Annotated in this window: 18 protein-coding genes; 9 read left to right on the forward strand and 9 right to left on the reverse strand. The window is 53.2% G+C overall.

Features of this window, described 5'->3' with window-relative positions; genetic code table 11:
• Window positions 1-49 precede the first annotated feature (49 nt).
• The 3 genes from EHT87_RS19620 to EHT87_RS19630 form a co-directional block, all read right to left on the reverse strand.
• A complete protein-coding gene (locus EHT87_RS19620) occupies window positions 50-1,495 on the reverse strand; it encodes a TonB family protein (RefSeq protein WP_124908366.1) in 1,446 nt (481 codons plus the stop codon).
• 110 nt (window positions 1,496-1,605) lie between these two features.
• Entirely contained in the window at window positions 1,606-3,441 is a 1,836-nt protein-coding gene (locus EHT87_RS19625) for a CocE/NonD family hydrolase (RefSeq protein WP_124908367.1), read from the reverse strand.
• Window positions 3,442-3,504: 63 nt separating this feature from the next.
• A complete protein-coding gene (locus tag EHT87_RS19630) occupies window positions 3,505-5,232 on the reverse strand; it encodes a serine hydrolase (protein WP_124908368.1) in 1,728 nt (575 codons plus the stop codon).
• A 163-nt stretch (window positions 5,233-5,395) separates the two neighbouring features.
• On the opposite strand from EHT87_RS19630, the gene EHT87_RS19635 reads away from it, so the two are divergent.
• The 5 genes from EHT87_RS19635 (at window position 5,396) to EHT87_RS19655 (ending at window position 8,476) form a co-directional block, all read left to right on the forward strand.
• Entirely contained in the window at window positions 5,396-5,722 is a 327-nt protein-coding gene (locus tag EHT87_RS19635) for a hypothetical protein (RefSeq protein ID WP_124908369.1), read from the forward strand.
• Window positions 5,719-6,393 carry an ATP-binding cassette domain-containing protein gene (locus tag EHT87_RS19640; protein WP_124908370.1) on the forward strand — a complete coding sequence of 225 codons (675 nt, stop codon included), beginning with the start codon at window positions 5,719-5,721 and terminating at the stop codon, window positions 6,391-6,393. Before EHT87_RS19635 ends, EHT87_RS19640 begins: the two co-directional genes overlap by 4 nt.
• Window positions 6,394-6,539: 146 nt before the next feature.
• Window positions 6,540-7,313, forward strand: coding sequence for a YHYH protein (locus EHT87_RS19645; RefSeq protein WP_124908371.1), 774 nt, complete (start codon window positions 6,540-6,542; stop codon window positions 7,311-7,313).
• 64 nt (window positions 7,314-7,377) lie between these two features.
• Entirely contained in the window at window positions 7,378-7,869 is a 492-nt protein-coding gene (locus tag EHT87_RS19650) for a toxin-antitoxin system YwqK family antitoxin (RefSeq protein WP_221622046.1), read from the forward strand.
• A complete protein-coding gene (locus EHT87_RS19655; RefSeq protein WP_185716290.1) occupies window positions 7,841-8,476 on the forward strand; it encodes an SCO family protein in 636 nt (211 codons plus the stop codon). Before EHT87_RS19650 ends, EHT87_RS19655 begins: the two co-directional genes overlap by 29 nt.
• Here EHT87_RS19655 and EHT87_RS19660 read toward each other — a convergent pair.
• A complete protein-coding gene (locus EHT87_RS19660; RefSeq protein ID WP_124908374.1) occupies window positions 8,473-9,366 on the reverse strand; it encodes an outer membrane beta-barrel protein in 894 nt (297 codons plus the stop codon). The two genes, EHT87_RS19655 and EHT87_RS19660, sit on opposite strands and share 4 nt — an antisense overlap.
• Before the next feature lie 38 nt (window positions 9,367-9,404).
• Here EHT87_RS19660 and gldB point away from each other — a divergent pair, with 38 nt between their 5' ends.
• From gldB to EHT87_RS19680, 4 genes are read left to right on the forward strand one after another with little or no spacing between them, the layout of a single operon-like run.
• Window positions 9,405-10,382 (forward strand): gliding motility lipoprotein GldB, encoded by a 978-nt coding sequence (gene gldB, locus EHT87_RS19665; protein WP_124908375.1) that lies wholly within the window; start codon window positions 9,405-9,407, stop codon window positions 10,380-10,382.
• A 38-nt stretch (window positions 10,383-10,420) separates the two neighbouring features.
• On the forward strand, window positions 10,421-12,235 hold the full coding sequence (locus tag EHT87_RS19670) for an ABC transporter ATP-binding protein (protein WP_124908376.1): 1,815 nt from the start codon (window positions 10,421-10,423) through the stop codon (window positions 12,233-12,235).
• 25 nt (window positions 12,236-12,260) lie between these two features.
• Window positions 12,261-12,689, forward strand: coding sequence for a Fur family transcriptional regulator (locus tag EHT87_RS19675; protein ID WP_124908377.1), 429 nt, complete (start codon window positions 12,261-12,263; stop codon window positions 12,687-12,689).
• Window positions 12,689-14,497 carry a MutS-related protein gene (locus tag EHT87_RS19680; protein ID WP_124908378.1) on the forward strand — a complete coding sequence of 603 codons (1,809 nt, stop codon included), beginning with the start codon at window positions 12,689-12,691 and terminating at the stop codon, window positions 14,495-14,497. Before EHT87_RS19675 ends, EHT87_RS19680 begins: the two co-directional genes overlap by 1 nt.
• Here the strand turns inward: EHT87_RS19680 and EHT87_RS19685 are convergent.
• From EHT87_RS19685 to EHT87_RS19705, 5 genes are all read right to left on the reverse strand, one after another.
• On the reverse strand, window positions 14,494-15,708 hold the full coding sequence (locus EHT87_RS19685; RefSeq protein ID WP_124908379.1) for an ATP-grasp domain-containing protein: 1,215 nt from the start codon (window positions 15,706-15,708) through the stop codon (window positions 14,494-14,496). The genes EHT87_RS19680 and EHT87_RS19685 overlap by 4 nt on opposite strands.
• A 123-nt stretch (window positions 15,709-15,831) precedes the next feature.
• On the reverse strand, window positions 15,832-17,310 hold the full coding sequence (locus EHT87_RS19690; RefSeq protein ID WP_124908380.1) for a leucyl aminopeptidase family protein: 1,479 nt from the start codon (window positions 17,308-17,310) through the stop codon (window positions 15,832-15,834).
• Between the two features lie 20 nt (window positions 17,311-17,330).
• A complete protein-coding gene (locus tag EHT87_RS19695) occupies window positions 17,331-18,398 on the reverse strand; it encodes an alpha/beta hydrolase (protein WP_124908381.1) in 1,068 nt (355 codons plus the stop codon).
• 629 nt (window positions 18,399-19,027) lie between these two features.
• Window positions 19,028-20,761, reverse strand: coding sequence for a GMC oxidoreductase (locus tag EHT87_RS19700; RefSeq protein WP_124908382.1), 1,734 nt, complete (start codon window positions 20,759-20,761; stop codon window positions 19,028-19,030).
• Window positions 20,762-20,776: 15 nt separating this feature from the next.
• Window positions 20,777-21,298, reverse strand: a complete 522-nt coding sequence (locus tag EHT87_RS19705; RefSeq protein ID WP_124908383.1) for a gluconate 2-dehydrogenase subunit 3 family protein — start codon at window positions 21,296-21,298, stop codon at window positions 20,777-20,779.
• Window positions 21,299-21,414 lie beyond the last annotated feature (116 nt).

Raw genomic sequence — 21,414 nt, forward strand, 5'->3', positions numbered from 1 at the left:
AGGAATGCCGCTTCACTAACCGGAAGCGGCATTCCTTTTAAAACCGGTTTTATTGCAAAGCAAAATTGATGGGCAGGTTGTATTTAACCCGTACTTTCTTGCCCCGGACAGCGCCCGGTTTCCATTTTCCGTTAGAAGCCTTGACAACTCGCAGTGCTTCCTGGTCCACGGTTGGATGAACACTCCGTATAATTTCGTAATCGCAGAGTGAACCGTCCTGACAGACGACAAAAGTGACGAAAACTTTCCCCTGGATTTTAGCTCTGGAAGCCTCTACAGGATAGCGGATGGTACTTGACAGAAAACTCCCTAAGCCCTTCATCCCTCCTTTGAATTCGGGATTTTGCCAGGGTTCGGTATAGGCTACCGAATCCTGATCGTAATAGGCAACTCCGGAGCTGCATTTGCCGCCCTGGTATACTTCACGATAAGCTAGTTTTCCATCGTTAAACCGCCCCAGCCAGATACCCTCTTTTCGTCTCTCTTTCACAAGTCCGGTCTCCGTTACCCATTTGCTGTCCTGTTTGGAGATAAACCGGGCCATTCCATTTCCGTTTTGCACCAGTTGCTTTCCGGTCGAATCCCACTGACTGAGCAACTCACTTTCGTCGGTAGTCAGGGGTACTGCTTTTTTCATCAAAACCTGCTGTAATTGCCCATTTCGAAACCACGACCATTCCTGAATTTTTCCGTCTGGTAAGGGTTCTTCGATTCGCTTAACCACCCCATTCGCATAATAATAGATCGATTGCCCGATCCGTTTCCCATCGTCGTAGAGCTCTTTTGCCATCACCATGCCATTAGGATACAAGGAGTAAATCGTTCCGTTCAGAAATTTAAACAGGGGATCTTTGATCGCCAAACGTATTGCCTGGATTGAATCCGGCAACGATGGATCATCTTCATTGGATTGGGTATACGGTATTTTTTCAAAACTATTTTCCAGGCTTTTTTTCCAGTTAGTCCCTTTCCGTTCTGAAATAACCGGGTTTCCGTTAGGTAAACCGTTCGTATCGACCGGTGTCACGAGCCGAAAAGCCGCCTGGGTTTCATCGGCAATCCAATTGCCCTCTTTGGAATAATACGTCGTAATGGCTCCGGGTTCGCTTTTGTTAACTGATGGCGTAAACCGAACCGGATAGGTAAATGACTGCCGTACGGGTTTTCCATCTTTCAGGGCCGGTTTCCAGGCATTGAATAAGCTCAAAACCCGAATGGCTTCCCGATCGCAATCCGGGCGGAGACTGCGGAGCGTCTTGATCTCCGAAACCGTACCGTTGGGTTCAATGACACCCGACAGAATCACAATGCCTTTGGTGCGGCTCACTTCGGCCGCGTACGGCATCCGCCGGTTGACATCGATAAACTTCTCCAGCAGTGGGATCCCGCCAATCGGGCGGGCGGCTGAATCGACTTCAAAGTCTTTGTAGAGCGTCTGGGCCTGTGCTGGCAGCACAGGCAGCAGCAAAAGCAGGGCGTAAAAGCAACGTTTCATGGGTGGATAAATTTCAGCACCCAATTTATAAAAAATGTCAATACGTTTATTTGTTCAAACTTAGATTTTTGCCTTTGTCATCAGCCCAACTTTTGGGCGATTGACGTTTCCTACCGTGGCAACACGCTCAATTCCAGATGCGATGGAAAGGCCGCCGACCGGAAAATCGTGTGCGTCGCTTGCTGGAAATCCGCGTCGCTTGCTTCGAAGATGTTCGGTACGTAGCGTTGCGGATTCCGGTCGATCAGCGGAAACCACGTGCTCTGTACCTGCACCATGATGCGGTGTCCTTTCCGGAAAACATGGTCGAGCGAATGCAAATCGACGGTGAACGTTTCGGTTTTGTTGGGCTGGAGAGCCTGCGGTTTTTCAAAACTCCGGTGAAACCGGCCCCGCAGCACGTCGTTGGCGACCATGAACTGATAGCCGGCCATTTTGGGTTCCTTCGGGTAATTTTCCGGATAAACATCGATCAGCTTTACCACCCAGTCGGCATCGCTGCCCGTCGTGGCGGCAAACAACCGGGCCAGGAGCGTACCGGTTACGGCGACGTCTTCAGTCAGGGGTTCGGTTTGCCAGGCCAGCACATCGGGGCGGTTGTGCACAAACCGCTGGTCTTCGGTTAGCCAGGCATACCAGCGTGAGCCGGGTCCGTAGGTTTCCTCAATCGGGCGGGGCCGGTAGGGAACCGGATGAGCCGGATCGGATACATACCGATCGGCCCCGGCAGCATCGGTCGGTTTCTCGAACGAAAGCTGCCCATTGGCTCTAAAATACAGATTCCGTTTGACGGCTTCGGCAGGCGGCCACTGCGTATAGGTTTTCCACTGATTCGAGCCGGTTTGAAAAGACGTTACTTCGGCAAATTTCCCGTCACCCTTGCCCTTCAGGTGGTACGAAAACCAGGGAGCCAGCATGTACTGGCGAAACGTGCTGGAGGTGGTGGTATCAAAACGGATGTTGCCCAGCTTCCGCCCGTCACCCCCGGCCCAGCCACCGTGATTCCAGGGGCCGACAATCAAATGGTTTTGCTGCTTGTCGTCGCCTTTCTCCCAGAGTTGATACGCTTTAATCGGGCCGTAAAAATCCTCCTGATCCCACCAGCCCGCGACGTTCTGGATGGCAACTTTGGGCTTCCCCAGGCGGGTGATCAGCGACTGTTTTTGCCAGAACTGATCATAATTCGGGTGTTTGGCAAAGTCGTTCCAACTCGGTAGTTTACCCAGAAAATGCTTTTTGTTGACGTTGGCCAGCGATCCCAGTTTCAGGTACCAGTCGTAGGTGTCATACGTGTTGAAGGGAAAGAGCGTATCGGTTTTTGCGGCTTCTTCCATAAACGCATACTCGAAACCGTAGCTCAGCCGGAAGGCGCCCTGGTGGTGAAAATCGTCGCCAATCCACATGTCGGCGGGGGAGGCATGTTCGGAAATGGCCTTCAGCGCCGGATGCGGGTCAATGGCTCCCATGACGCTCGTCCAGCCATCGTAGGAAGTGCCGTACATACCCACTTTTCCGTTGTTATTCGGACTATTTTTCAACAACCACTCAATCGTGTCGTAAGTATCCGTGCTTTCGTCGATGGCTTTCGGATTGGCCGGATCGCGCGAAAACCGCTGCATTTCAAACGTTCCTTCAGACTTGTAACGGCCCCGAATGTCCTGCGCCACGAAAATATACCCCTCGTCGGCCATGTGATTGGTATACGACGACTGATCCGGAAACGGGGCTTTGCTGACGCCATAAGGCGTTCGCCGGAACAGAAAAGGCAGCGGTTCACGGGCGGTTTTGGGCGTAAAGATGACGGTATTGAGCCGAATGCCGTCGCGCATGGTGATCAATACTTCCTGGCGGTCGTAGCGTGTTTCGGAACGGGTCTGGGCGTACGTAAACGTTACGATTAGGGTTAGTATCCAAACCAAAACCGGCTTTAACAGAATCGGGCGCATAGAAGCAGGCGTTTTTTTGAGAAATAGGCGAGTTGTAAGCACGGGGGTTATTCTTTGCATCGGTTATTTACCGGCGGTTGGCGGTTTTTCGGTACCAAAATCATCCGGCAACCGACTGAGCCAGAGATTGCGAACGCGCCCGTTCGACATCCGGATTCCAATGACTTGTTCCGCCGGGTTGCGAACCACATCGATGGTTTGAACATACCACCACGGAACTTGTAAACGATCTTTGGACACGACGCTGATGGGCACTTCGCCGTGGTGGACATGCACCAGTTTGAGGGTATCGTCTTTCTGATTGATGGCGTAAATGGTCTCCAGCTCCGGGCTGTAGTACTTGCCGACGAGTTGCTTTCTCAGTTCGGCGGAGGCTTCATACGGTTTGACCCGATTGGCCGGATGACTCCCGTTCTGGAAAAGCGTCATGCGGTTCACTTTTCCCGTTTTCGGGCGATGAAACGTTACTTTGGCATCGACTATTTTCAAAAAGAAAGTGGTGTCCGACGACGGAAACAGTTCGGCCTGAGGCTGACCGGTGGCCTGGGTGAAATACCGGTTTCCGTCGCGCTTGAACGACAGGATAAAGCCCGGCATCTCGGTCATTTCATAGTCACCGGCGTAGGCGTCGAAGAGCGCGGGGTCAATTTGGTATCCGCTGGCCGGAGTCGTGGGCGCTTTCGCCATCTTTTCCTCTTTCAGATACGGAGCCAGGTAAATGTTGGCCAGATCGAAGGCTTTTTTAGCCGGATCAAACTCCGCCTGATTGCTCAAGACAATAAAACCGTAGTCTTCTTTCGGAAAATAGCACAGAAAAGAGCGGTAACCGGCGTCACTGCCTCCGTGATTGTAGTGAGACAATCCTTTGTACTGGCCGTGTACGAGGGCAAAAGCATAGGGCAGCGTATCGCCTTTGGTGAGCCGTCCCCGTTCGAGCATCTGCGTCATTGTAGCCTGGTTCCCGACCGTGGGCGCGCGGAAATTTCCAATCCAGCGGGCCAGATCATTCACCGTCGTGAACAAACTGGTCGCACCGGCATTGGCGTAACTCAGCACACTTTTCTTGTACGAATTCGGTCCATCTCCTTTGGAAAAGGAGTATGCCCGGCCTTTGACAATGCGTTCGTGATCGTCATAGAACAACGTGTTTTTCATGCCCAGCGGTTTAAAGACGCGCGTGTGCATCCACTCCCGAAACGGCTGTCTGGTGACGCGGGCGATGATTTCGCCCAGCAGCGTATAGCCGGTATTGCAATAGGCGTAGGCCGAACCCGGCTCGAAATTCAGTTCCCGCTGCCGTCTAACGAGGTTGAAAACCTGTTCTTTGGTAATGACGTCGTCCAGTTGCCAACCCGCCATCGCCAGCAGATTCCACTGGTCACGCAACCCGCTGGTGTGGTGAATGAGGTGCCGGATGGTGATCGTTTTACCAAAATCGGGCACTTCCGGCAGGTATTTATGAATAGCATCGTCGAGCGACAACTTGCCTTCCTGCGCCAGCAGCACAATGCCGAAGGCCGTAAACTGCTTCGACAGGGAGGCCACGTGGAAGATGGTTTCCGGGCCAATGGGCGCACCGGTTTCCACGTCAGCTTCGCCGAACCCTTTGGCGTACACGAGTTTACCCTGATGCACCACCCCGACAGCCGCTCCGGGGCTTCCGGCTTTTTTCCATTCCAGGAAAAGCGAATCGGCCCGGGCCGCTAATCTGGGCGATTGAGCCAGGGTTAATGAACCCGGTAGAAACGGTAGGATAAAAGCGAAAAAGAGGAGGTGGAGAAAGGGCTTCATTGGCTTTTTATTTTTGGCAAATTAAGCATTTGGCTTTGCAAAAGCAGCTTACGCAACCGGTTTTAAGTGCCGGTTTGTCAAGTGCTTTTTAGTCGCTGTTAAAGTTTGTTAATGCGTTCGTTTAGGCTGCGCAATTGCGCTATTTTGCCAAAAAACGCTTCGTATGCGCCTTCCCAAATTGCAGGCCGTTTTTCTCTTCTACCGAACGTTCCGGGTATTCAGCAACGCCGTAACGCTGGGGTTGATCGCGGCTTTCTGGCTACGACTTGCGGACTATTTTCACCTCTTCATCGTCTACTTTTTGTGGGTTAAAACCTTCTCCAACGTTGTGATCTGGTACCTGATCCGCAAAAATTATAAGGCGCAGTTCTGGTTTTACCACAACCTGGGTTGGTCGCAAACCGCCCTGTTTGGCGGGGCTTTTGTACTCGATCTGCTGGTTACGTCGCTGTTACTATTCGGTTCGTATCAACTCCGGCTGCTGGTATGAACCGTCCGACAACCACGCTGGAAGCCGACAGCATCTGGCTGCAATTTGGCGGACGAAAAATCCTGCAGAGCGTTTACGTGAAGCTGGAAACCGGGCAAATTACCGGTTTGCTGGGTCGGAACGGGAGCGGGAAATCCTGCCTGCTAAAAAGCATCATGGGTTTGATGCCCACCGAAACGCAATCGGTCCGGGTCGATGGGCACTACGTCGAAAAACCGTATCAGCAACCCGGTTTGATCCGGTATTTGCCCCAGCATCCGTTTGTGCCGCCGTCGATGACCATTCGGGCGGCTTTTGACTGGTACGGTGTGAAAATGGATGAAATAGCGACGGAGTATCCGAAAATCGACGACCTGAAAAACCAGCGAATCGGGCAATTGTCGGGTGGTGAAAAGCGGCTGGCTGAAATTTTATTGATCCTGAAATCCGACACGGCTTTTGTCTTGCTGGATGAACCGTTTTCGCATCTGATGCCGGTTCAGATTGAGCAGTTGCAACAAACCATCCGGCAGGAATCCCGGCGAAAAGGCATTCTTTTGTCCGACCATCTGTATCGTTCCGTGCTCGACCTCAGCGATTCCGTCTATTTTCTCAATACCGGCGGGCGAACGATTCGGCTGAATGCTCCGGAGCAGGAGTTGAAAGACAGGGGCTATTTGAGTTCAGAATAGTCTCTTGAATTGGCACCACCTACCCCGGATGGGGTAAACCGCAAAGCGTTTGGTAAGGCGTATAAACTTTATGGTAAAAATTTGAAGAAAAGTGTGCTTCTGACGATTTCCTGCGTCTAAAATAAAAAACCTACCGAAACTGCCGTATGAAAAAGAATTATGTAGCCGCTTTGCTAACCGGTCTGACCCTGTTAACGAGCACCACCTTCTTCGTTACCTGCAAAAATGATCCTGATCCGGAAGCTGCGACCGAAGCGGAAGTGACAGAGGTTCCGGAGGTCTACAAAAAAATCTACGGAGCAAGCAGCATTACCCGTTCCGGCGAGTATGTCATCATCAAAACGACCGGCGTTCCCGACCATAAAAGCCCTTATTTCCAGACTACGCAATGGGCAACTGCGCAATACGAAGCGTACAACGGCACCAATACCGCCTGGAAGCAAAACCCGAACAAAATTGCGTCCTTCAGTTATACCTTCCGGCTGCCGGTTTCGCCGAAAGCAGCTACCACCAAATCGGCGACGGCGGGCGGCCCCATCGGCGTTTCGTTGAACGGCGTGCCCTTCTTCAATCAATATGCCGCCATGCAGGCGCCACTGACGGACGAAATCAATGGTTTTGATCAATACAACGGCCATCCCGCCCAGGCTGGCGATTATCACTACCACGCCGAACCGACCTATCTGACCACCACCAAAGGCAAAGAAGCCATTTTAGGGTTCCTGCTCGACGGTTTTCCGGTTTATGGCCCTATGGAAAACGGCAAAGTGATTACGAACAGCGATCTGGATAAATACCATGGCCACACCAGCGTGACAACGGATTATCCGAAAGGGATTTACCATTACCACATCACGGCCGCCAGTCCCTACATCAACGGCAATGACTATTATGGAACGCCGGGGACGTATACAAAATAGCCCATGGGTCGGGCTGCTTTTGATGGCGCTGTGTTCCTGCACGCCGGACCGGCCCGTTCTTAATTTGGATTCCGAAGCAATAGTCCTCAAAAACGGGATCTATTACCGCGATAAAATTCCGTTTACCGGCCGTTTGTACAAACTGAACACCCGGTTGGATACGGTTTTTTTAGGCGATTACCGGAACGGGCAGGAACACGGAATTCAGAAAAAGTGGTATGCCAAAGGGCGGTTACAGGAGGTGCGGCTTTTCAATCAGGGAGAAAAAGAAGGTCGGCATATCGGCTATTGGGACAATGGAAACAAGCGGTTTGACTACCTGTTTGAGCAGGATTTATTTAGCGGTATTCAGAAAGAATGGCATGCCAACGGGCAACTTTTCAAACAAATCCACTTTCTGGCGGGCTACGAACAGGGCCTACAGCGGGTTTGGGATACCGACGGTACCCTTATTGCGAATTATGAAGCCCGGAATGGTCGGAATTATGGCAACATCGGCCGAAAAAACTGTAAATCCAGTTGGCAAAATGATTCGGCTCGGGTTGTTGCTGAGTAGCCTGCTGCTCCTGGCCGGATGTTCGAAGCCGGATGGGGTTCCATATTATCATACGCCGGATTTTACACCCATCTGGACGGCTGATCAAAACCGGATTGACACCCTGCATACGGTTTTTCCCTTTCGGTTGGTCGACCAGTTTGGCGATACCATCACCGAACGAACTGTGGGCAATACGGTGTACCTCGCCAATTTTTTCTTTACGGCCTGCCCTTCCATTTGCCCGAAAATGATGGAAACCGTGCGCGTCGTCTATGATCGGTACCGGGGTAATCCGGCGGTGCAATTTCTCTCCCACAGCGTTACGCCCGAGCGCGATAGCGTCCGGGTTTTGCAGAATTACGCCCATCGGAAAGGAATCAGCGGACACCAGTGGCATTTGGTAACCGGAAAACGAAAGTCGATCAATACCGTAGCGCGGCTGAGTTATTTTGTGGAAAAAGAACAGGGTTTCCTCGCAGACTCCGCGCAGTTTTTACACACCGAGAACTTGATTCTGGTCGATCATCAGGGGCACATTCGCGGGTTATACAACGGCACGCTGGCGGTGGAAGCCGACCGTATTATTCACGACATCGATTTGTTACTGAAAGAACGGAATCGCTAAAACTTAAGACCCAGATCCAGCGAAATGACGTGGTTTTTCGACACCAGATCCCGCGCGCGGGCCACGTCCGTCAAACCGCGTTGGTAGCTGATGCCCATAATCAGCGCCTGACTCTGGTTCAGCCGGTATTGAATGCCCGTGCCCAGCAACAGACTCAAACTCCCCCGGCTGTATTGACGGCTGTAATTTCCGTTGTCTTCCGCAAACTGAAACAGACCGTTCCGGCTGGGATCAAGCGCTTTTTCGGCCAGTTTGATGTTGATCAACCCGCCCGTCTGGATGTAAAAGCGGGCGTTTGGAAACAGGTTGTTGGCATACATCTTGATCGAAACCGGCAGTTGCAAATACTGCAGATTGTAGGAAGAATGCTGCAGCTTGGCACCCGGGTCCCACACGGGCTGCCCAAACTGGCCTGGAATGGTGTAACCCGACCGTTGAATGGTGTACCAAAGGCCGGAACTGAGCGAATACCGGTCTTTGAAAAAGAAATAATCGATGCTCGGCCCGATGCTCATGCGCAAAGCGCCCCCGTTTTTACGAAAACCAGCGTACGAACCAAAGCCCTCAGCGGTATTGAGCGTCACCGATGGGGCCACGCGGAAGCTCATCTCGATCAGTTTTTGTGGGGGCGCGTAGTCGATTTCGTCCTCCTGAATCCGGCGGAATACCTTTTCAGTTTCCCGGTTGGGGCGTTCCCGGTCGTCCGTCCGGCGTTTGTTTTTTTTGGGGGCAGGCTGGCCCCAGCCATCGTCATCCGATGTTCGTTCGGCTTTGCGGGGTTCCTGAACCGTTACGCGGCCCTGACCATAGGTGTTCCAAACGAATCCTAAAAGCAAGGTTGCTACTGCAATCATCTGGCTGGAACGCCGGTATGAACCCAACTTTTTCATAAATTTGTATGTTTCCAAGAGAACGCCCATTAGGAAGGATGAAGATTTCACCCGTAGTTTTTTGTTTAGTAAGTATACTCATTTTCAATTCGTGTTCCAAAACGGAGGAACTGGTAACGATCGAACGGCCGGAACAGGAACTTTTTGCCTCCCGAAAGCCGGAAGACGTCCGTCAGTGGCTCGACAAATACAAAGCTATCGCGCAGGCTTATTTCGGCACAACCCGCTTCGGTCAGGACTCGGCTTTGGTGAACGAATTGCTCAAACGAGTTAACGATAAGGAGCTTGACGTATTGTACAAGCAGGTGAATGCGGAGTTCGGAACGTTCGGCGATATTCAGAATCTGCTGTCGGAAGCCTTCAACCGGATTCACGAAAACTTCCCGGATTTCAAGCCGCCGAAAGTCGCCACGATGGTATCGGGTTTTATGGGTCCGGATCTGATTATCAGCGACACGCTGGTGGTGATTGGATTGGATTATTTCGCGGGACCGAAAGCCAAATACCGCCCCAAAGGACTCCCAGCCTATATTTTGCGCCGGTATCAGAAAGAATTCATCGCTCCGGCCATCGTTTTCGCCCTCTCCGACCGGTTTAACAAGACCAATCAACAGGACCAGACGTTGCTGGCCGACATGGTGTATTACGGAAAAGGCTACGTGTTCACCAAAGCCATGCTGCCCCAAACGCCCGACAGTCTGATTATCGGCTACACCGATCAGCAACTCACGCAGACGAATAACGTTCAGGAAGATATCTGGGCCTATTTCATCGACGCCAAACTGCTGTATGAGGTGAGTCCGCCGGTCAAAAACCGGTATCTGACCGAGCGGCCTTTTACGGCCGAAATCGGCACCCGAAGCCCCGGAGCCATTGGCCGCTGGCTGGGCTGGCGAATTGTCGGGAAGTATTACGACGGGAAAGAACCCGGTATTAAAGCGTTGATGGACAACGACAACGCCCGGCAGATTTTTGAACAATCGGGCTATAAAGGGTTTAAAGACGATAACGAGTAAAATAAAATGGTCGGTTAATCGACCTTACAGGAAAACGAATGGCAAAGCGAGGAAGGGGTTCTGACGAGAACGAAGAAGATAAAAAAGTGAAGGTTAACCGGGATGCGCTCAAAAAATCGCTGCGGTTATTCCGGTTTATCCGGCCTTACAAAGGCTATTTCATCATTGGATTGATTTTTTTACTGCTGTCATCGGCCACCACACTGGTGTTTCCGAAACTGCTGGGTGATATCTTGAAAGTGGTCGAAAACAAGCTGTCGACCGGATCGCTCAACCAGTTGACGCTGCTTTTATTCGGCTTGCTGGTGATTCAGTCGGCGTTTTCGTTCGCCCGCGTGTATCTGTTCGCGCAGGTCAGTGAACGGTCGATGGCCGATGTCCGGCGGGCGGTTTACAAAAAAATTATCACGCTGCCGATTTTCTTCTTTGAACAACGGCGCGTGGGCGAACTGACCAGCCGCATCTCGTCGGACGTCACCCAGTTGCAGGATGTTTTATCGACCACGCTGGCCGAGTTTCTCCGCCAGATCATCACGTTACTGGCCGGGGTGGCCCTGATCTCGTTTACCTCGCTGAAACTGACCGGATTCATGCTGGCGACGGTGCCGGTGGTAATCGTAGCGGCCATTTTCTTCGGGAAATTCATCCGCAAACTGTCGCGCAAAGCACAGGACGAACTGGCGCAGGCCAACGTCGTGGTGGAAGAAACCCTGCAGTCGGTCAGCGTCGTGAAGGCGTTCACGAACGAGCCGTACGAAGTCCGGCGGTATTCGACGGCACTCGACAAAGTGGTGCAGAACTCGCTTCGGGTGGCCAATTTCCGGGGCGGTTTTGTGTCGTTCATCGTTTTTGCGCTCTTTGGCGGTATTGTCGGCGTGGTTTGGTACGGCGCCCAGCTGATGCTGGCGGGTGAGTTGTCTTTTTCGCAACTGGTGACGTTTGTGATTTACACCATGTACATCGGCGGGGCGGTTGGCGGTTTGGGTGACTTGTATGCCCAGATTCAGCGGACGATTGGCGCATCGGAACGGATTCTGGACATTCTGGAAGAAAAATCGGAAGTAGAACTGCCGACGACCGAGCCGACTCAACTGGCGATTCCGTTGCAGGGCGATATTGAGTTCCGTAACATTCATTTTTCCTATCCGTCACGCCCCGATGTCGAGGTGCTGAAAGGCATTTCGCTGGCGGTTCCGGCGGGTCACAAAATTGCGCTGGTGGGCCAGAGTGGTGCCGGTAAATCGACGATTGTGCAGTTGTTGCTGCGGTATTATGCCAATACCGGCGGTTCGATCACCATCGACGGGCGGCCGATCCAGGACATCGACATCCGGTATTTGCGCCAGAATATCGCCGTCGTTCCGCAGGAAGTGATTCTGTTTGGCGGCACGATTCTGGAAAATATCTCGTACGGAAAACCAGACGCGACCGAAGCCGAGGTTATCGCGGCTGCCCGCAAAGCCAACGCGCTGGACTTCATCGAATCGTTTCCCGAGAAGTTCCGGACCATTGTGGGTGAGCGGGGCGTTAAACTCTCGGGTGGTCAGCGGCAACGGATTGCCATCGCCCGCGCTATTCTGAAAGATCCGGCCATTCTGATTCTGGACGAAGCCACCAGTTCGCTCGATGCGGAGTCGGAACGGCTGGTACAGGAAGCACTGGATGTGCTGATGCAAAACCGCACGACCATCATCATCGCCCACCGGCTGGCCACAATTCGGAAAGTGGATACGATTTACGTGATCCGCGAAGGCCAGATCACCGAAACCGGCACGCACGAGGAACTGAGCACGCTGGAAGACGGTTTGTACGCGAATTTGGTTAAATTACAGTTTGAAACGACGGATAGCTAACGAGCCACACCGGCTTTTTAAGAGAATGAACGCTGCCATTAAACAGACTTTGGATGACTTTCACCTGCGACACACGAGTTGTCGGGAGGAAGTTCTGGATACCTTTTTTACCGCCAATTATGCCCTGGCGCACCACGACATTGAAGAAAGCCTGAAAGATGACTTCGACCGGGTGACCATTTACCGGACGCTCAAAACGTTTGTCGACAAGGGAATTCTGCATAAAGTGCTGGACGACGAAGGCGGATTGAAGTATGCCCTCTGCCGTGAAGCCTGCGCCCACGATCATCACCACGATCACGTGCATTTCAAGTGTGAACAGTGCGGGCTAACGACTTGTCTGGAAAATACCCTGATTCCGGCCGTCAGTTTGCCGTCGGGATACAGCCGCAAAGAAACCAATCTACTGATTCAGGGCGTGTGTTCGCTTTGTAATAAAAACATCGCGATCTAATGCCCCATTCGATTTTTGCGGAACGTGAAACCCGGTTTTTACAGGAAGAACTCAAAGCCCGCGCGGGCTACAACCGGCTGGCCATCATCCGGGTTATCTGGTTTATTGGTGCGGCTTTTCTGATTTATTTTCTCATCGAACGAGAGCAGGACGGCTTGGCCATCGGCCTTGGTTTGCTCGGCATTGCCGGTTTTCTGGTCCTGCTGAAACGCCACCAGGCCGTTCAGCGCCGACGGGACCGCGCCCGCTGGCTAGCGTTTATCAACCGCGACGAAACCGCCCGGCTGGAGCGTAAATTCTTGCGCCCCGAAACCGGTCTTGAGTTTGCGGATACCAATCATCCCTACGCGGGTGACCTCGATATTTTTGGCAATCATTCCCTGTTCCGGCTGCTGAACCGCACGTATACCTACGAGGGGAGTCGCAAACTGGCGGCTTATCTGCTCTCGCCCGTTCCCACCGACGAGGTGGTGCTTCGTCAGGATGCCGTGGCCGAATTACGCCCGTTGCTCGACTGGCGGCAGGAACTGGCGGCTCTGGCCTACCTCAATCCGTCCGTCGGCGAATCCCCGCAGGAATTGAAAAACTGGGCTACCAGACCCACGGAACCGCTGCCGGTTTTTTTAACGGTTGCCCGCTGGCTGTTTCCGGCCGTTACGCTGACGCTGATCGTGCTCTGGATGACCGGTTATTTGCCGGGCTGGGCCGTCACCGCTTCGTTGCTGGTGCATGGGTTGCTGCTGGGTCAGGTTGCCGAGCGCGCCAAGAACGTCAGCGAGCAGACGTTTGCCATGGCACAGGCGCTGAAAACCTACCGGGATTTGTTGAAACACCTCGAAAATCCACGTTTTGAATCGGCTATTTTACACCGCCTTCAGGCCGTAACGAGTCTCGAAAACCGGTCGGCAGCGGACGCCATCGGGAAATTGAGCCGCTTGGTCGAGAACCTGAATTTCCGCCGAAATCCGTATTTCTTTCTTCTGGTCGGCATTTTTACCCTGTGGGATATTCATTATTTACAGGCCCTCCACCGCTGGCAGCGCACGTACGGTCCGCATCTAAACGACTGGCTCGACGCCCTGGCCGAAGCCGAAGCACTCAACAGTCTGGCCGGTTTGGCCTACGCCCATCCCGAATACGCGGTTCCGGAGTTCAGGGAAGAAACGCTGCAACTCGATGCCCGGCAAGCCCGGCACCCGATGTTGATGGCGAATCGCGGGGTCGCCAATTCGCTGAAAATTGACGGAAACGGCCAAACGATTCTGATTACCGGTTCCAACATGTCGGGGAAAAGTACGTTTCTGCGGACGATTGGGACGAATGTCGTGCTGGCGCTGGCGGGTTCGGTGGTGGCGGCCGAGAAGCTGATTTGTTCGCCGGTACAGGTATTCACGAGTATGCGGACGCAGGATTCGCTGGAAGAAAACACCTCGTCGTTTTACGCTGAACTAAAACGCCTGAAAACGCTCATCGACCGCACGCGGCAAACGTCCAACTGGCCGGTTCTGTATTTTCTGGACGAAATTCTGAAAGGTACCAACTCCGCCGACCGGCACCGGGGCGCGCGGGCGTTGATTCTCCAACTGCACGAAACCTCGGCCTCCGGTTTTGTGTCCACCCACGATGTAGAACTGGGCGATCTGGCGGCCACGCATCCGTTTGTTCATAACTACAGCTTCCGGTCAGACGTGGTCGATGGAAAACTGCACTTCGATTACCAGTTGCAGCAGGGCGTTTGCCGGAGCTTCAACGCCAGCCAGCTAATGGAATCCATTGGAATTGAAATGCACAAGTTTCAGGAAGATTAATTCGTCGGTTTGTCGGGAACGGGCGCGGAAGCATGGTATTCCTGATAAATCCGCTCCATGTAGTTGTCCAAGAGCTGCAAAACCCGCTCACGGTCGGGCGATTGGACGATGAAACCGACGTGGTGTTCTTTGTTCATGCGCCACCGGATTTCGTCGTCTGTAAAACCGTCGGTGTTGGGCCACTGCTGGCGGGCGAGCGAGATAATCAACCCGGCATAGTGATTCTGAACGTCCGGTAATTCATAGGGTTCATCGCGAGCCATCGCACTTTCGAGCCTGGCCCACTCGGCCCAAAGGTTGATTCCCGACGAGATTTCGACCAGTTCCGCAATGTTGGCACCACCCACGCGCGACGACGTCTCCAGAAAATAGTATTCCCCGTCGTGATCACCCCGGATGTATTCGGAATGGGAGGCACTGGACTGCATCCGAAACGCGGCCATCACAGCGTCATTCAACTGGTACAAACTTCGGGCTTCGTCGGAATCGAACGGCAGAATCGCCGTTCGGAAAACACCCCCGCCGTGGGCCACGTCCATCGGCGTTGCCAGATATTGGCTGGCGCGGGTGAACAGCGTTTTGCCATCGCGCGACAGCGAATCGACGTGAAACACGCGACCCGGTTTAAACTGCTCGATGAGAAACGTATGCCGCAGGTCGCCCAGCGAATGGATCATCTGCCAGGCTTCGTCCAGCGAATGCACTTTTTTAATACCGGTCGCCGACGCTTCCGAGCGCGGTTTTATGAGCCAGGGCGCTTCGGTGTTCTGCAGAAAGTCGGTGATGGTTTCGTCGTGAAATAAACTGCTGAACGCCGGAACGCGAATGCCGTCCGCGGATGCCCGCATCCGCATCGCCAGTTTGTCGCGAAAAAACCGGGCCGTCGTTTGACCCATACCGGGAATCCGGAACGTTTCGCGCACCAATGCCGCTTTTTCCACATCAAAATCATCCATTGCCACCACGCGGTCAATTTTCCGGGAACGCATCGTGTGCGCCAGCCCGTTGATCATCACATCCAGATTCTGCGATGAATTGTCCTGCGAGGGCAGAAAAAAGAACTCGTCGACCGCTTCTCGGGGCCACGGCGCATCGGCCAGTTTTTCATACGTCAGCAGATAGACGGTATTGCCCGCTTCCTTGCAGGCTTTCAGGAAAGCTTCTCCTTTGAAATACGTTGAGATACAGAGGAATGCTAGTGACTGGCTCATGAGTTTGTCTACGAAGTGCTAATGGCAACTCTTTTTACCAATGTAATAATAAGGTTTCAGATAGGAACGCTGATTGGGCGGATTTAGCGGATTTTCACGGGTAAAAAAATCAGTTCTGATCCGTTATATCCGTTCAATCTGCGTTCCCATCAAAAAATTAATCAACAGCCGGATTCCGAAACCCGTCGCGTTCTTCTGGGTTCCGAATTCCGTGTCCGTGAACGCCATTCCGGCAATGTCCAGGTGCGCCCAGGCGGGGTGCGATTCCGTGAAAACCTCCAGAAATTTGGCGGCACTGATGGCGCCCGCCAGCGGTTTTCCGCTGAAGTTTTTCAGATCGGCGACATCCGACTGAATATCTTCCTTATAGACATCCCAGAGCGGCAGCGGCCACAAGCGTTCGCCGGTTTGGTTGGCGGAGTTGAGGAGCTGGCGGGTCAGATCGTCGTTGTTGCTGAACAAACCGGCGGCATGATACCCCAGCGTGCCGATGACACTGCCGGTCAGCGTTGCCAGATCAATCAGAACGTCGGGTTGGAAATTCCGGACCATGTAGCCCAGTCCGTCGGCCAGAATGATGCGGCCTTCGGCGTCGGTATCGATCACTTCAATGGTTTTGCCAAGGTAGGAGCCGATGACGTCGCCGGGTTTGGTGGCCGCGCCATCCACCATGTTTTCCGTCGCCGGAACAATTCCGATGAGATGCACCGGCAACCGGAGTTTCGCGGCCACTTCCAATGTTCCCAACACGGCTGCTGCCCCGCCCATGTCGCTCTTCATCAGGTGCATACCGGTTGAGGGCTTGATGGAAATACCGCCCGTGTCGAACGTGACGCCTTTGCCCACCAGACCCACTTTTCGGGCGGCTGGCTGATCGACCGGTTTGTATTCGGCGATGATGAAAACCGGGGGGTGTTCGCTGCCTTTGTTAACGCTTAATAAAGCCAAAAGCCCCTGCCGTTCAATTTCTGCCTGGTCGAAAACCGTTACCGAATATCCGTGTTGCTGGCCGGAAGCGACGGCCCAGTCGGCCAGCGTCTGCGGGACTTTGTAGTTGGACGGCGAGTTCATTAAATCCAGCATCTGGCGGTGCGTGTCTGCGATGGCTTCGGCACGATGGAGAATTTCTTCGGCGGGTAGTTGCTGGTAATCAGCACTATAGATTTGCAGGACGCCTTCTTCGGAATAGAAGTCAGCGGTTTTCGGTTGATCGGTAGCGTGCAGTTTCAGGTTGTAACCACCCCAGCGGATTCCCAGCACCACGCTTTCGATAACGTCGGCATCAAAACCGGTCAGATCGACGCCAACGGTTCGGGAAAGCCGCTCTTTTTGCCGGAAAAACAGTTCCCGGAACGCCCGCAGCCAACCCATTGTGGTCGGTTCTGTCCCCAAGCCCAGCAGATAAACTTTTTGTCCATCGGCTTGATACAGGGAGAGCACTTCTTTGAAGTCGGCTTTAAAATCGTGCTGCAACGTTGCCGGTTCCAGGTTAAACCGGTTGGCCAGTGCACTCAGCGTGTGCGACAATTCATCGGTTTGCCGAACCGGAATAACGAGTGTTTGGGAGGCCAGCGGCTGGCTGGTCGTGAGTTGAATTTGCATAATGAGGCAAAGGTAACGAATCAGAAAAACAACCATTCTACGGCCTGCGGAAATTCCCGGCCCCAGCGGTTTTCGTTGTGTTGCCCTTTCGGATCAACGGCCAGTTGAAGCTGCATGGTTGGTTTGCCTTTTTGCCGCATCAGTGACTCCTGCAAACGCTCCAGGGCCGGCACCATGTACTTCGACTCCTGTTGTCCGCCGTAGAGGTACACGTTGGTCGGTTCCGGATAAGCAAACCGCAGGGCATCGGCGTACACTTTGGGCGTTGTCCACAGGGCGGGGGAGAAAACCATCAGCTTTCCAAAGGTCGACGGATGCAGCAAACCGGCATAGATGCTAATCAAACCACCCATCGAACTGCCGCCCATTCCGGTATGCGTTCGGTCGGGTAAGGTGCGATACCGGGCGTCGATGAGCGGTTTCAGGGTGTGCACAATAAAGTCGAGGTAGGTACGGCCCCGGCCTTCGGCCAGAGGGGTATTATAGGGCTGATACTCCGCAATGCGTTCATTGTCACCATGATCGACGGCAACAATGATGATTTCGTGGTGATTTCGGTGGGCCAGAACCGCCAGTTTCTGGTCGATGGTCCAGTTGCCAAACGGCGATCCTTCACCGAACAGATTTTGCCCGTCGTTCAAATACAAAACCGGATACCGGTGTTGAGAAGCGTCGTAATTATAAGGCAGCAAAACCCGAATCCGGCGCGTGGTATTGAGTTGCGGGATCTCAAATTCGTTGCTGATCACCTCGGCTTGCGGCAGAAAAGCCGGGTTGAAGGGCCGTCCGTGCCACCGCCAGTGGGGCACCACATCCCGGCGGGTGCCGGTCTGGCGTCGGGAAAACCGGTTCGGCACGCTTTCGCCAGCCGCGCTCAGCTCGACTGAATCCCAACTCCCCCGCGTGTACTTGTATTCCAGCGAAGCCTGAGATGTGAGCCCCGCCGGAAGCTCAATAAAATACCGGCCCGGCCCCGTCTGCCGTAGTTGAAACGATTCCACATCCGGAAGCCACTGGCAAAACGTGCCGGAGACGAATACCGGGCGGTCGTCAATGACCGGAGTTGATAGTTCTAAACGGGTTGTCATTCAGTGGGTTACTGGGCTGTTATTGAAATGCCGGGCTTGAACTCAGTCCGTTTTATCAGGCAGATTATTCTCCATAAAGTTACGGGGCATCAACACTGGTTTCTGATAAAGGTTTCGTTAAATAGCCAGGTATTAGGGAATTGCTAATTACAAAGTCGCCGAAGTGATGCGGAACGGGTTTACCAAAATGGCTTGCCACCAACCGCAGAAACAGCATTCAGGCTCTGCAAATCGACATCAGCACGCGTCTGAAAACGGCAAAAAACCGGGCGCGGTATCTGTTTCTGGACCATGTTATACGAAACCGTAGGCTTGCAGAATTTTAGTTGGAAACGGGGCGGTTCCGTGGAACTGGTTCCTGTTTTTTTACAGTTGGTTTTTTACATACCAGTTCGCCATCATCAAGATTTAGGAGTGGAGCGCCATCTCGTGTAGCTTCTTCAATTGGTAAATGCGTCTGTAGTTATTGATAATCCTTTGTCGGGATCGTCGAAAAGATTGAGACGGTTTTCTATCAGCGCCGTAGGCTGTTGTATTAATGGGCCTGGGCACACATTTGTCCAGTATAAAAAAGGGATGGATTTTAATTCAATAGCAGGCAGGCTACGGTTAGCCTGCCTGCTATTTTCTCATAAATTCCCCTTCTTCAGCTCACTCACCGCGTGATTGGCCGCCCGCGCTGTAAGGGCCATGAAGGTTAGCGAGGGGTTTTGGGTGGAGGTGGAAGTCATGCAGGCCCCGTCGGTAACGAAGACGTTTTTGCAGGTGTGAAACTGGTTCCATTGGTTGAGCAGCGAGGTTTTTGGGTCTTTTCCCATCCGGACGCCACCCATTTCGTGAATGTCGAGACCGGGCGCTTTGTCGGGTTTATCGTGGGTCTGGATGTTGGTGAAACCGGCCAGCGTCAGCATTTCGGTCATTTGCTCGTGAAAATCCCGGATCATTTTTTCATCATTATCGTCGTACCCCACCGATACCCGCAGTTGCGGAATGCCCCAGGCATCCGTAAGCGTCGGATGGAGGGCGAGGAAACTTTCCTCTTTGGGAATGGTCTCGCCCATCATGTGGGAACCAACGCGCCAGTTGCCGTATTTCCGATTGAAGAGGCTCGCCTTTAATTCTTCACCAATACCGACCGTATCATTGCTGGTAACCCGGCTGCCGCTGAAACCGGCGGCATACCCCCGCAGAAAATCGGTTTCCTGCTTCAAAACGTTGCGGAAGCGCGGAATGTAGCTGCCGTTGGGCCGGATTCCGTCGGTTGTTTTGTCCAGTAATCCTTCGTATTCGGCCGAAATGGTTGTCCGGAAATTGTGGAAAGCCAGGTATTTGCCCAGCAAACCATTGTCATTCCCCAATCCGTTCGGAAACCGGCTGGATTTGGAATTTAACAGAATCAGGTTCGAGTTCAGACAGGCTGCGTTGACGAAGATAATTTTAGCATAATACTCCGTCTCCTGCTTGGTGTTGGCATCGATCACGCGCACGCCCGTCGCCCTGCCAGACGCTGGCCCGGTCTTTTTCCCGTCGACTAGAATCGAATGCACCACGGAATCGGGCCGGAGCGTCATTTTACCGGTTTTAGCCGCCCAGGGCAGCGTCGACGAGTTGCTGCTGAAATACCCGCCGAAAGGACAACCCCGCTGGCAAAGATTCCGGTTCTGGCACTGGCCGCGTCCCTGTTTCAGGTGAATTTCCTTCGGCTGAGTCAGGTGCGCACAGCGGCCGATGATGATGGGCCGGGCACCTTTGTAATGCGTTGCCATCTGGTCGGTGAAGTGTTTTTCCACGCACGACTGCTCGTGTGGAGGCAAGAACTCGCCGTCTGGCAGTTGCGGCAATCCGTCTTTATTTCCGGCTACACCGATAAACCGCTCAACGTGGCTATACCAGGGAGCAAGGTCGGCATAACTGATGGGCCATTCCACCGCAAAACCGTCGCGGGCGGGGCCGTCGAAATCATACTGCGACCAGCGTTGTGTACCGCGCGCCCACATCAGCGACTTCCCGCCAACCTGATAGCCCCGAATCCAGTCGAACGGTTTTTCCTGAACGTAGGGGTGTTCAGCATCTTTGACAAAAAAATGGGCCGCGTCTTCGTTGAAGGCGTAGCAGCGGCTGGCAATCGGATTCGCATCTTTCAGCGCCTTCGGAATTTGTCCCGCGTGTTCAAATTCCCAGGGGTTCATCATCGTGGTAGGGTAGTCGGTCACGTGTTTGACATCGCGGCCACGCTCCAGCACGAGAGTACGTAGACCTTTGTCGCACAGCTCTTTAGCGGCCCATCCGCCACTGATGCCAGAGCCGATGACAATGGCATCGAAGGTGCGGTCTTTCACCGAATCGATATTAAAATAGGACATAGGTAAGGGGAAGAATCAGTTGGTAATGAGGTCTACGCAGCCGTGGTAAAAACCGGGTGCCATGACATATTTCCGAACATTAACGAGGTAATATTCCGAGTTGGTATAACCCCGAATGGTGAGGCCTTTGATCAGATTGGCGAATTGCTGCGTTTCCGGCTCCACAGCTGCGCTCAGTTGGCGCAGCAGGTCGGTACGCTGCGGAACGTCGCAGGCGGTAAACGGTTTGCTATACGCCTGCCGGGCCATTTCGTCAGTTTTGATAAGTCCCTGTTTCAGCAATTCCTGCGCCGGTTGATCGTAACAATCGGTAATCATGCGCAAAACGAACTGGTGTACTTTCAGGGATTTGGCACCGGGGGTGGTGGTTTCGGGAATGAAGGTTTCAACCAGTTCGGCCAGCATCATTTCTTCGTCAAGGGAGGCAAAGGTGAGCTGACCAACGGTTTCGGGTGTCCAGCCAGTAGCCCAGGCCGGTAGCGTTACCAGACTGCCCGTGGCCACGATCAGGCTTTTTAATGCGGAACGTCGTTTCATTTTTGAAGGTTTAGCAACTCTAAAATTACAAATCCTTTTCGGTAATTGGAATTGTCCTACTTAAAAGCCGTTTCAAATCAGTCAGGCATACCACAACAGGAACGCATTGGAGCGAT

This window comes from Larkinella knui (genome assembly GCF_003858645.1).
GTDB lineage: Bacteria > Bacteroidota > Bacteroidia > Cytophagales > Spirosomataceae > Larkinella > Larkinella knui.